We start from the raw sequence: 12,010 nt of genomic DNA on the forward strand, positions 1-12,010 counted from the left end.
CCAAACTATTCTGAAACCCAAAGTTGGGTTCAGGGGGGAGCTCCGCCATGCAGACGACCGGATACAGGGACGCGATCAACGACGCGCTGGAGCGCATGGACGACCTGGGGTACGAGCGCGGGGCCGGCGCCGACCTCGCCAACCACGGGCCCATGGGCGCCGAGACGCTCGCCGCCCTCGGCCACGGCACGGAGGTGGCCGCCTGGGTCGAGGGCTACCGCACCGCCATGCCCCACCACGAGGTGCCCGCCCGCAGCTTCGCCCTCGACCCCGCCGACGCGGCGTCCTGGCGCCCGGCGCTCGGCGACTTCTCGCGCGCCGGCGACTGGGAAGAGCTCTTCCGCCGCGAACTCGCCGGCGCGCCCTGGCGCGAGGTGCTCTCCCGCTGGTGGCCGAGGCTCCTGCCCGGCCTGCTCGCGGGCCTGACGCACGGCGTGATCCGTACGGCCCACGCCGTGCGCTCCCTCGCGGCCGTGCCGGAGGAGGCCGGTGAGCAGCCGGCGACGCAGCAGCTCACCGAGCTGGCCCGGGGACTGGCCTACTGGGCCGCCCGGTTCGCGCACGCCCCGGGCGAGGTCAGGATGAGCGGCAGCCACGACCTGGCGGGCGCGGTGGCGGCCCTGCCCCGCACGCCGTACGCGGGCCCGGGCAGGCGGGGACGGGCGGTGGCCGCGGAACGCCTGGCCGCCCCCGCCGGGCTGGCGGGCTACGACGAGGCACTGGGAGCACTGGCCCCCGTGCCTCCCCAGCGGCTGCTGACCGAGATGACGACGACCTTCGCGGGGGTCTACCTGGGCCACCCGGAGCTCTTCCCCGTACCGCTGGTGCACGCGGTCACCGCGCCCGCCGCCGTACGGCTCGTCCTGCCGCACCTGCCCGAGGAGCTCCACGAGCCGTCGGTGGCGGCGCTCTGGCACGTGCACACGGTGCTGCTGCTGGCGTTCACGGACGACAGGGCGGCCGAGGAGAGCGCCCTCAGGGACGCCCAGGAGGCGGAAGTGCCGCCCTTCGACGAACTGATAGCCCGCGCCGTGGAACACGGCGACGAGCACGTCCTCAAATTCACCGAGGCCTGCCGGCGCGAGCACGCCCTCCGCCCGGACCCCCGCTACGGCGCGGCGGTGCTGGCGGCCCAGCACCGCATCAAGCCGAGGCGCCCGCGCTAGCGCCAGTACGGGGGCCGGGCGCCGGTGCCTCCGGGGCAGGGTCCCTGGACCGTATGTTTACGGCGTCCTTCGCCCCTCCGTGTGCCCCGGCACTGGGCGCCGCAAATACACGTCAGCGTCCAGGAACCCCGCCCCTGCGGCCCCGTCGCCCTCCCGCCGTCGTCAGCTGTCCGGTCCGGTCGCCGCGCGGAGCTCCGTCAGGAGCTCCAGGATCTTCTCGCCGTGCTTCGTCAGCTTGCTCTCGCCCACGCCGCTCACCCCGGCCAGCTCGTCGAGCGTCGTGGGCGAGACCGTGGCGATCTCCCGCAGCGTCGCATCGTGGAAGATCACATACGCGGGAACGCCCTGCTCCTTCGCCGTGGCCCCGCGCCAGGCCCGCAGCGCCTCGAAGACGGGCACCGCCTCGGCGGGCAGGTCCACGGGCACGGCCCGCTTGCCGGATCCGCTTCCGCTTCCGGCTCCGGATCCGGAGCCGCCGGACCTGCCGCCCGCCCGGCCCGGCCGCTCCGGCTCGCGGCGCAACCGCACCTCGCGCCGCCCGCCCAGCACCTCGCCGCTCGCCTCCGTGAGGACGAGCGTGCCGTAGTCGCCCTCGACGGCGAGCAGCCCCTGCGCCAGCAGCTGCCGCACCACGCCCCGCCACTGCGCGACGCTCAGCTCGGTGCCGATGCCGAAGACGGTGAGGCCGTCGTGGTCGTGCTGGATGACCTTCGCGGTCTTCTTGCCGAGCAGGATGTCGATGATCTGGCCCGCACCGAACTTCTGGTGCCGCTCGCGCGCCAGCCGGTAGACCGCGGAGAGGAACTTCTGCGCGGCGACCGTGCCGTCCCAGGTCTCGGCGGGGGTGAGGCAGGTGTCGCAGTTGCCGCAGGGGCCGCTCTCCTGGCCGAAGTAGGCGAGCAGCTGCACCCGGCGGCACTCGACGGTCTCGCAGAGGGCGAGCATCGCGTCGAGGTGGGAGGCGAGCCGGCGGCGGTGGGCGTCGTCGCCCTCGGAGCCGTCGATCATCTTGCGCTGCTGGACGACGTCCTGCAGGCCGTAGGCGAGCCAGGCCGTGGAGGGCAGGCCGTCGCGCCCGGCGCGGCCCGTCTCCTGGTAGTACCCCTCGACGGACTTCGGCAGGTCGAGGTGGGCGACGAACCGGACGTCGGGCTTGTCGATGCCCATGCCGAAGGCGATCGTGGCGACCATGACCACGCCGTCCTCGCGCAGGAACCGGGCCTGGTTGGCGGCGCGGACGCGTGCGTCGAGCCCCGCGTGGTACGGCAGGGCGTCGATGCCGTGCTGGACCAGGAACGCGGCCGTGTCCTCCACGCCCTTGCGCGAGAGGCAGTAGACGACGCCCGCGTCGCCCGCGTGCTCGGTGCGCAGCAGCTCCAGCAGCTGCTTCTTAGGGTCGTTCTTCGGCGCGATGCGGTACTGGATGTTGGGCCGGTCGAAGCTCGCGACGAAGTGCCGGGCGTCCTGGAGCTGCAGCCGGGCGGCGATCTCGGCGTGGGTGGCCTCGGTGGCCGTCGCGGTCAGGGCGATGCGGGGGACGTCCGGCCAGCGCTCGTGCAGGGCGGACAGGGCCAGGTAGTCCGGCCGGAAGTCGTGGCCCCACTGGGCCACGCAGTGCGCCTCGTCGATGGCGAAGAGGGAGATCTTGCCGCGGTCGAGGAGCCGCAGCGTGCCTTCGACGCGCAGCCGCTCGGGGGCGAGGTAGAGGAGGTCGAGCTCGCCGGCGAGGAACTCGGCCTCGACCATCCGCCGCTCGTCCTGGTCCTGCGTGGAATTGAGGAAGCCGGCCCGGACGCCGAGGGCGCGCAGGGCGTCCACCTGGTCCTGCATGAGGGCGATCAGGGGGGAGACGACCACGCCGACGCCCGGCCGGACGAGGGCCGGGATCTGGTAGCACAGCGACTTCCCGCCGCCGGTCGGCATCAGGACGAGCGCGTCGCCGCCGGCGACGACGTGCTCGATGACCGCCTCTTGATCGCCGCGGAAGGCGTCGTAACCGAAGACGCGCCGCAGACAGCCCAGAGCCTCACTGCCCGCGGGGGCGGGCGTGGGGGAGGGGGAAGGGATGGGGTCGGCGGGGCGGGCGGTCTCGGTGAGGTCGGCCATGCGGAAAGTCTAGGGCGGTGCGCTGACACGAATGGGGGATGTGGATAACTCCCGGCTCCCCCTGCCCTAGGCCACCTCGATGCCGTAGTCCCCCAGCAGCTCCTCCAGCCCGCCCCGGTACCCCTGCCCGCCGATCACGAAGTCCCAGTCGCCGTTCGCGCGGCGCCGGAAGGAGCCCAGGACGAGGGCCGTCTCGCCCGCCCGGCCGTCGGAGACCTCCAGCTGCCCCAGCTCGGCCCCGGCGGCGTCCGCCAGCCGGATCCGGGCGTCCGTGAACCCCGCGAGGTCGGCGTCCGGATTCACCTGGGGGTCGACGGCCGCGACGAGCACGAGCCGGTCGGCGTCCCCGGGCAGGGCGTCGAAGGCGACGCGGACGGCGGCCTTGTCCCCGCGGGGCGGGGGCACCGCGCGCACGGCACCGTCGGGAGTGGCGGGGTTGTTGAAGAAGACGAAGTGATCGTCGCTGAGGACGCGGGTGCCCCGGCAGACGAGGGCGCACACGTCGAGCGCGACAGCGCCGGACCAGGCCATGCCGAGGACGTTGTGCTCCTCGGAAGAGCCGGAGGAGCCGGAGGAGCCGGAGGAGCCGGAGGAGCCGGAGGAGCCGGAAGCGCCGGGCCCGCCGTCGCCCGCGTCACCCGCCGCCGGCGCCGGGGAAGCGCCCCGCCCCGAGGGCGCCCCGCCCCCGAGCCGGCCCCGCAACCCGTGCCGCCCCAGCAGCCCCACCAGCTCTTCCCCGGAGACGAGAGTGAGGGGTTTGCCGTTCGCGAAGGCGTACGAGCCGGGCCCGAAGCCGGACGTGGTGACCAGCACGCCCTTGTTGGCACCGGCGCCCTGCACGGTGCCGTACAGGTCCCGGACCGCCGTCGGGGGGACCGTCTTGCGGTACCGCTTGACCTGCACGATGATCCGGCCGCCGCTGATCGGGTCGGGGTCCAGGGCCTCGACGTCGACGCCGCCGTCGTTGGACCGGGTGGTCATCACGGCCTGCATGCCCCGCGCGCGGAACAGCTCGGCGACGAGCGCCTCGAACTCGACGGGGTCCATCTCGTACAGGTCGGGGTCGTCGCCCCCGCCGTGCGAGACGACGCCGCGCCCGACCTCGTCGGGCGTCCGGCCCGGCCGTACGGCGGCGAGCTGGTCGGGCCGGGCGGACAGCAGCCCGCCGAGCCCGTCCGTGAGGCAGTCCACCGCGCTGACCTGCTCCAGGTGCAGCCCGGCGAAGACGGAGCGGGAGACGGTGGCCGAGGCGAGGACGATCCGCGCGCGGCGGCCCGTGGCGGGGTCGTGGTCGTCGACGAAGCCGTTGACGACGACGGACTCCAGCACCCCGGACCCGTCCGCGGCGAAGAGGTCGCGCAGCACCAGCAGCACGCACTGGGCCAGCACGTCCCGGTAGACCGCCCGGCGCTGGGCCACGGGCCGCGCCGTCTCCTTCTCCTCGTCGGCGGTCGGCATGTACCGCACGGCCTTGGCCTCCGGCACGATGTCGTACCCCGGCAGCTCCCACATCAGCACCAGCTGCCGGGCCGCCGGGTCGTACGCGGCCGACACCTGGTGCGGGAACTCGGCGGGCCAGGCGGAGGAGGCGTAGAGGGCGGCCGAGAAGTAGTCGACGACGGCGTCGGGATCGCCGGCCCGCAGCGCGGTGACCATCTCCTCCACGCCCGCGTTGTGCTCCCGGACCTCCGCCAGCTGCGCGGCGGCCCACTGCTCGTACTGCCGCCGGTACCCCGCCAGCTGCTGCAGCCGGGTGGCCTCGGCGGCCTGCGCGGCCCGCAGGTCGTGCTCGTACTGCTCGCGCCCGCGCCCCGCGCCGAACCCCCAGCCGCCCTGGGCCTGGTACAGCCCCGGATCCGGCATCGGCACGGGATGCCCCAGGTGCCCCGGAGTGAACGGCTCCACGGTCTCGGGCCGGCGCAGCGCGGCCGTCGAGAACGCCGGCACCCGGCACCCCGCGACCAGCAGCCCCGTCAGCTCGGCGACCCGGGCCTCCAGCTCCTCGGTGCGCCGCCGCGCCTCGGCCTCGCGCCGCTGCCGGTAGGCGGCCCGCTGCTCGCGGTCGGCCCGCGCGGCTTCCCGCGCCGCCGCCCGCTCCTGCCGCTCCTGCTCCCGCTGGAACTGGACGCGTTCCCGGTGCTCGGCCTCCTGGCGGCGCTGCTGCTGACGCTGCGCCTCGGCCCAGATGCCTATCAGTCCACTGGAGCGACGACTCATGCGGACACTTTAGTCATTTAGTAAGTGTTATCCCTGCTCGGGCCCTGGATGCGGGCGCTGCAAGCGATGTGACGCCGCGTCGGCGGCGGCGCGCCGGGCGGTCTCGTAAGCCGTACGGGTGATTTTCCCGGCGCGTCTTATTGCCGGTGCGGCTTTCCGGGGACCTTGGCCTGAGGGGAACGTCCCCGCACAACAGCACGGCTCAGCACGTAACAACAGGCACGTAGCAGCAGGCACACGACAGCACGCACGCAACAGCAGGCAACAGGCGGGCGGGACAGCCGATGGCGACCACGACAGCATCCGACTCCGAGCAGTACCCGGTGCGCTTCTGGGCCGTGGAGGACCTCCGCGGGCTCGACTTCGACCCGTTCATGGCCGAACGGCTGCGGGAGGAGCCCGTCTCCCGGGTCAAGCTGCCCCACGGCGAGGGGCACGCCTGGCTCGTGACGCGCTACGAAGACGTCAAGTTCGTCACCTCCGACCCGCGGTTCAGCCGCCAGGCCGTGCTGGGGCGCCCGATCACCCGGCTGGCCCCCCACTTCATCCCGCTCGACGAAGCGGTGGGCTTCGCCGATCCGCCCGAGCACACGCGCCTGCGCAAGGCCGTGGCGCGCTCCTTCACGCCCGCGAGCCTCGAACGGCTCAGGCCCCGCGCCGAGCGCGTGGCGGGCGAACTCCTCGACGCCATGGAGCGCGAGGGCCCCCCGGCGGACCTGGTGGCGCACCTGCACGGCCCCCTGCCGCTCGCCGTCATCAGCGACCTGATGGGCGTTCCCGAGGACGATCTGCCGCGGATGGCGCACTGGACGAACGTCCTGCTGTCCGCCGGCTACGGCCGGGAGGCCAGCGAGCAGGCGAAGGAGGAAATGGCGGCCTACTTCGTGGAGATGCTGACGCGCAAGCGCGCGGAGCCGGGCCCCGACCTGGCGAGCGAGCTGGCCGCCGCCGTCGCGAAGGGCGACCTCAGCACGGAGGAAGCCGTCGCCATCGCCCTGCTGATCCAGGCCAGCGCCGCCCACGCCGTGCGCAACAACAGCAGCAACATGGTCTACGCCCTGCTCACCCACCCCCGGCACCTGGAGCGGCTGCGCCGCGACCCCGGGCTGCTGCCGCAGGCCATCGAAGAGCTGCTGCGCTACATCCCGCACCGCAATGCGGTCGGCCTCGGCCGCATCGCCATGGAGGACGTCGAAGTGGGCGGCGTGCTGATCCGGGCCGGAGAGGTGGTGCACTCCTCGTACCTCACGGCCAACCGCGACCCGTCGGTGTTCGAGCGGCCGGACGAGCTCGACTTCGACCGGGAGCACAACCCGCACCTGTCCTTCGGGCACGGACCGCACTTCTGCCTGGGCTCGATGCTCGCCCGCCTGGAGTCCGAGGTCATCCTCTCCGCGCTGATCACGCGCTTCCCCGACCTGCGCCTGGCGGAGCCGGTGGAGAAGATCCGGTGGCAGCGGAGCGCCCTCATCAGAGGGCCGGAGCACCTGCCGGTGGTGTGGTGAGCCCGATGACGCACCCTTCTCACCCGGACGGCGAATCCTGCCCGGCGGCCGCCCTGCGGACGCCGGGGGAGACGGTCCACGACTGGCCGGTCGACCACCTGCCCGCCCTCGAATTCGACCCGCTCATGCACCGCCTGCTGCGCGAGGAGCCGATCGCCCGGATCCGGCTGCGGTTCGGCGAGGGCGATGCCTGGCTGGCCACGCGCTACGAGGACGTGAAGACCGTCGCCGCCGACCCCCGGCTGAGCCGTGCGCTCACCGTCGACCGGCCGGTCACCAGCATGACGCCGCACGTCGTGGCCCCGGCCGGCGGCGTCGGCCGCACCGACCCGCCCGACCACACCCGGATCCGCCGCCACGTGGCCCTCACCTTCGGCCGCAAGCGCGTCGCCGCCCTGCGCCCCCGCGCCGAGGAGCTCGCCGACCAGATGCTCTCCCGCATGGCGGAGCACGGCGCCCCGGCCGACCTCACCGAGTGGCTCACCGGTCCCCTGCCCGCCCAGCTCATCGGGGAGTTGCTCGGCGTCCCGCCCCACGACCTCGGCAGGCTGCAGACCTGGCGCAGCGTCATCCTCTCCAGCAACCACTCGGAGCAGGAGAGCAACGCCGTCAAGGGCGAGATCGCGGGCTACTTCAAGGACATGGCCGCGCACCGCCGCGAGCACCCCGGCGACGACCTGTTCAGCGCCCTGGTCGAGGCGCAGCAGGAGGGCGGCCTGAAGATGCCGGAGCTGATCTCGCTCGCGGTGATGCTCGTCCTCAACGGCATGGACGCCGTCCGCAACCAGGTCTCCAACATGGTGTACGCGCTGCTCACCCACCCCGAGCAGCTGGCCGCCCTGCGCGCCGACCCGGCCCTGCTGCCCCGGGCCGTGGAGGAGCTGCTGCGCTACATCCCGCACCGCAACGGCGTCGGCCTGCCCCGCATCGCCACCGAGGACCTGCAGGTCGGCGATGTGACGATCCGCAACGGCGAGGTCGTCTACGTCTCCTACCTGGCCGCCAACCGCGACCCGACGGTCTTCACCGACCCGGACCGCCTCGACCTCACCCGCGACGAGGCCCCCATCCTCTCCTTCGGCCACGGTCCGCACTACTGCGTCGGCGCCCTGATCACCAGGATGGAGGCGGAAGTCATGCTCAGCGCCCTGCTGACCCGCTTCCCCCGCCTGCGGCTCGCCGTCCCGGAATCCGCCATGCGCTGGCGCCGCGGCTCCATCAACCGCGGCCCGGAGTCCCTCCCGGTCGCCTGGTGATCCCCGGGCTGTTTCTCACCGGGGCCTGAGAACGCGAGAAGCCCCTCCGTCCGGCCGGACGGAGGGGCTTCTGCGCCGTGTGCCCCCGGGCAGATTCGAACTGCCGACACCTGCTTTAGGAGAGCAGTGCTCTATCCCCTGAGCTACGGAGGCAAGGTAGCCGCCAGTGTAGCGGGTGGCGGCCACACGGGGTCAGGGGCCGAGGCCACGCGAGGTCAGGAGCCGAAGCTCCACGACACGGTGTGGTCCGAGGTGGCCAGGGACACGAGGACGATCAGGTCGGCGGCGCCCAGCGCCAGGCCGAGGAACGCGCGGCCGCGGCGGGTCGTGCCGCGCCAGAGGGCCAGCGTGGCCAGGACCAGGGCGAGCGGGCCCAGGACGACGTTGAAGACCAGGAGGCCCACCAGGCCGAGGACGAAGGAGGCGACGGCCATGCCGTCGGCGTCACGGCGGCCGGTTGCCTTCTCGGGCCGCGGCGCCGGCTGCGGTGCTTGCTGCGGTGCCGGACGCGCCTCCGCCGCCGCGGGCCGCTCTGCCGTGCGCTCCTGAGCCGCCTGCTCCTGCTCCTGCTCCGTCTGCGTCCGCTCCGCCTGCTTCTGCTCTGCGCGCTTCTGTTCCGCACGCTTCGTCAGTGTCGTCGTCATGTCAGTGCTCCCTCCTGCGCTCGCGGATTGCGAAGACCAGCAGCCACAGCGCGATCGCCGCGGCGGCCGGGACGACCACCGGGAGTGTGAGGTGGGCGGCAGCGCCTACGAGGATCCCCAGGAGGAGCACGGCCGCCACGAGGAAGATCATCTTCTTCCCTTCTTTGGGTGAACAGTTGGAATGACAGTTGTTCACTGAAAGTCAGCGTAGCGCGTCTGGCGCGCTGTGGCAAACAGTTGTTTACTGAACCCATGAGCAGCAGCACCGGCGTCCCCCTCGGCGTCCGCCAGGCCCAGAAGCTGAAGACCCGTCAGGCCCTCCTCGACGCCGCACTGCGGCTGCTGGAGGAGCAGAGCCTGAGCAGCCTGGGGCTGCGGGAGGTCACCCGGGTCGTGGGGGTCGCGCCCGCCGCCTTCTACCGGCACTTCCGGGACATGGCGGAGCTCGGGGTCGCGCTGGTCGAGGAGTCGCTCGGCAGCCTGCACGTGATGATCCGCGCCGTGCTGGCGGAGCAGGAGGACGCGGAGGAGGTCATCGACCGCAGCGTCGCCGCCGTGGCGGAGCACGTGCGGCGGCACCCGGCGCACGTGCGGTTCATCGCCCGCGAGCGGCACGGCGGCGTGCGGGCGGTGCGGGAGGCCATCGCGGCGGAGCTGCAGCGCTTCGGGGACGAGGTTGCGGCCGCGCTCGCCGCGCAGGAGGTCTCGCGGGGCTGGAGCGCCGAGGACGTGCGGATGCTCGCCGGGCTGTACGTCGACCACCTCGTGATGACGGCCTCGGCGTTCCTGGAGGCGCCCCCGGAGCGGGCGCAGGCCATCGCCGACACCGCCGGCCGGCAGTTGCGGCTGATCAGTCTCGGTCGTCGTCACTGGCGCGCGGCCTGACCGTCCGCACGCGCACCTGCCAGTCACCCTCGTCGTTCGCGCCGAGCACGTCGATGGTCACCCCGGGGCCGGTGTACCGCTGCCCGGCCCCGTAGGGGGCGTCGCTCAGCGCCGCGTTGACGTTCAGGTCGTTCGTGTAGCAGCCCCGGCTGCCGGGGGTGGCGTCGGCGACGCGCACCGGCCCGGAGCCCGTGTACATGGTGGTGGTGACCGCGGTGATCAGGACGCCCGGCCGGCAGACCGCGTGGTCCAGGGGGCCGGGCGCCCGCGCCTCCAGTGTGATCACGGTGTGCCGGGAGACGGGGATCACGACGAGTTTGAGGCCGCCGGGGACGGACGTGGGGGTCAGGGCGAACGAGCGGAGGCCCGGCCGGTCCAGGCAGCGCACCTGCGCGGGGGCCAGCCAGCCCAGCTTCCACTTGTGCCAGGCGAGGAAGTCGTTGGACGGCCCCCAGTCCTCGTCCATCGGGTCCCAGTGCCCCACCGGCGTCTTCAGCAGGGCGGAGCCGCGGCCCGTGTAGTAGAGGTCGGGCAGGCCGAAGCTGTGGCCGTTCTCGTGGTTGAGGACCCGGAAGGGGCTGTCGCCCGTCTGGCGGCTCCAGATGAACGAGACGTTCCGGAAGGGCACGCCGTCGGCCGTCGTCAGGCCGGTGGGGGTGCCGGCGAAGGTCACCGAGCGCACGTCCTCGGTGGCCGGCGGGCCCGCGTCCGGCGCGACCAGCACGTTGATCAGGTCGTAGCGCCGGAAGTCGACGGTGTCGTCCGCCGCGTCGAGGATCTCCGCCGAGAGCGCGGCGTAGCCGTCGTCGCTGCTCGGGTCGAAGGGCGTGCCGCGCTCGATCCCGTAGGAGGCGTACGGGCGGGACATCCGGATCCAGCGCAGGACGGGCGTGGAGCGGTAGTCGAGCCGCCCGTAGGAGCTGGCCCGGTAGTAGTCGGCGACCGCCGGGAAGAACTCGGCGTAGCGCTCCTGCGGGCTGGTCGTGGCGGGGGCGTCGGGGAAGTCGATCAGGAAGGTGATCGCGCGCACGGCGCCGCTGGAGGGGGAGTAGCCGGGCGGCGTGCGGGGGGTCTCGGAGACGTTGTCGGTGACCCCGGGCAGCGCGCAGGGGCCGGAGGGTGGCCGCCCTCCGGTGTCCGCGACGACCGCCGGGCCGCCGGACGCGCCGCCCCCGGCGTCCGCCGCGTCCCGGCCCGCGGGCAGCGGCGAGGTCATGGCGAGCGTGGTCACCGCCATGACCAGCAGGGCCAGGGTCTTCATGCCGGGTGCCTCCCAGGGGCGGCCGCCGCGCCGCCCTCTGTGATCACCTTCCGCCGCCGGCCCGCGGCGCGCTCCCCGGGCTGCGGCAGATGGGGCACGCCCGCCGGACACGAATGGACGTACGGGGGGAAGTGACGTGCATCACGCCGCTGCCGCGAAATATCCGGGGACCTTCTCCCCGTTTACCCCTCGTCCGAGAAAAACGGGGAACCTCTCCCCGGTTGTCTCCGGTTCCGGTTATTCGCCGTTCCGGTGGTCCCCACCCCGTCCCGAACCCCGTCCCGAAGGAGCAGGCCCGTGGTCACCGCGCACCCCCCGCGCCTCCGCGCCGACGCCCTGCGCAACCGCGAGCGGATCATCTCCGCGGCGCGCGAGGCGCTCGTCGAGCACGGGGCCGAGAGCTCCCTCGATGAAATCGCTCGACGGGCCGGGGTCGGCAATGCCACGCTGTACCGGCACTTCGCGGACCGCCGCGAGCTGATCCACCACGTCACCCTCTCCGTCATGGCCCGCCTCGCGGACCAGGCCGAGGCAGCACGAGCCGAGGAGCCCGATGCTTTCCGATCGCTGAGGCGGTTCGTCCACGCCGCCGCGGACGAACGCGTCGGCGCGCTCTGCACGTTGCTGGAGGAAGGCGTCGACCCCGGCCACCCCGAGCTGGTGGCGGCGCGCGACCGCCTCGACGGGCAGATCGAGCGGCTCATGGCCGGCGCCCGCGCCTCCGGACAGCTGCGTGACGACATCGCGGTCGGTGATCTCATGGTCGCCGTCACGCAGTTGACCCGGCCGCTGCCGGGCAAGGGCTGCGCGACCTTCGACCAGTTCGTCCACCGGCACCTGCAGGTCTTCCTCGACGGCCTGATGACCCCGGCCCGGTCCGAACTGCCGGGATCCGCCGCCACGCTGGAAGACCTGCGCCGCCACAAGCACTGCTCCGGTGCCGATGCCCGCTCCGGCCCGGAGGCCCGTA

At 73.4% G+C, this 12,010-nt stretch carries 9 protein-coding genes, 1 tRNA gene and 1 pseudogene; 5 read left to right on the top strand and 6 right to left on the bottom strand.

The window, feature by feature from the left end; all coding sequences use genetic code 11:
* The first annotated feature begins 47 nt into the window (after nt 1-47).
* Entirely contained in the window at nt 48-1,166 is a 1,119-nt protein-coding gene (locus tag ACFZCD_RS29090; RefSeq protein ID WP_391835941.1) for a hypothetical protein, read from the top strand.
* Nucleotides 1,167-1,328: 162 nt separating this feature from the next.
* Here ACFZCD_RS29090 and recQ read toward each other — a convergent pair whose 3' ends face one another.
* Nucleotides 1,329-3,272, bottom strand: coding sequence for a DNA helicase RecQ (gene recQ, locus ACFZCD_RS29095; RefSeq protein ID WP_391835943.1), 1,944 nt, complete (start codon nt 3,270-3,272; stop codon nt 1,329-1,331).
* Between the two features lie 66 nt (nt 3,273-3,338).
* Nucleotides 3,339-5,489: a restriction endonuclease gene (locus tag ACFZCD_RS29100; protein ID WP_391835945.1), complete on the bottom strand. Its 2,151-nt coding sequence runs from the start codon at nt 5,487-5,489 to the stop codon at nt 3,339-3,341.
* 284 nt (nt 5,490-5,773) lie between these two features.
* Between ACFZCD_RS29100 and ACFZCD_RS29105 the strand changes: the two genes are divergently transcribed.
* Nucleotides 5,774-6,994, top strand: coding sequence for a cytochrome P450 (locus ACFZCD_RS29105; RefSeq protein ID WP_391835947.1), 1,221 nt, complete (start codon nt 5,774-5,776; stop codon nt 6,992-6,994).
* A 5-nt stretch (nt 6,995-6,999) separates the two neighbouring features.
* Complete coding sequence (locus ACFZCD_RS29110; protein WP_391835949.1) at nt 7,000-8,250, top strand: cytochrome P450; 1,251 nt, start codon at nt 7,000-7,002, stop codon at nt 8,248-8,250.
* Between the two features lie 80 nt (nt 8,251-8,330).
* Here ACFZCD_RS29110 and ACFZCD_RS29115 read toward each other — a convergent pair.
* From ACFZCD_RS29115 to ACFZCD_RS29125, 3 genes are all read right to left on the bottom strand, one after another.
* Nucleotides 8,331-8,403 (bottom strand) — tRNA-Arg (locus ACFZCD_RS29115).
* A 62-nt stretch (nt 8,404-8,465) separates the two neighbouring features.
* A complete protein-coding gene (locus ACFZCD_RS29120) occupies nt 8,466-8,684 on the bottom strand; it encodes a DUF4190 domain-containing protein (protein WP_391836198.1) in 219 nt (72 codons plus the stop codon).
* A gap of 211 nt (nt 8,685-8,895) precedes the next feature.
* Nucleotides 8,896-9,045: a hypothetical protein gene (locus tag ACFZCD_RS29125; RefSeq protein WP_391835951.1), complete on the bottom strand. Its 150-nt coding sequence runs from the start codon at nt 9,043-9,045 to the stop codon at nt 8,896-8,898.
* Between the two features lie 101 nt (nt 9,046-9,146).
* Here ACFZCD_RS29125 and ACFZCD_RS29130 point away from each other — a divergent pair, with 101 nt between their 5' ends.
* Nucleotides 9,147-9,779 carry a TetR family transcriptional regulator gene (locus ACFZCD_RS29130; RefSeq protein ID WP_391835953.1) on the top strand — a complete coding sequence of 211 codons (633 nt, stop codon included), beginning with the start codon at nt 9,147-9,149 and terminating at the stop codon, nt 9,777-9,779.
* On the opposite strand, the gene ACFZCD_RS29135 is transcribed toward ACFZCD_RS29130, so the two are convergent.
* Nucleotides 9,745-11,040 carry a M6 family metalloprotease domain-containing protein gene (locus ACFZCD_RS29135; RefSeq protein ID WP_391835955.1) on the bottom strand — a complete coding sequence of 432 codons (1,296 nt, stop codon included), beginning with the start codon at nt 11,038-11,040 and terminating at the stop codon, nt 9,745-9,747. The two genes, ACFZCD_RS29130 and ACFZCD_RS29135, sit on opposite strands and share 35 nt — an antisense overlap.
* 297 nt (nt 11,041-11,337) lie before the next feature.
* On the opposite strand from ACFZCD_RS29135, the pseudogene ACFZCD_RS29140 reads away from it, so the two are divergent.
* Nucleotides 11,338-11,961, top strand: a pseudogene (locus ACFZCD_RS29140) (TetR/AcrR family transcriptional regulator); the annotation flags it as partial.
* Nucleotides 11,962-12,010 lie beyond the last annotated feature (49 nt).

The organism is Streptomyces sp. NPDC008001 (assembly GCF_042958085.1).
GTDB lineage: Bacteria > Actinomycetota > Actinomycetes > Streptomycetales > Streptomycetaceae > Streptomyces.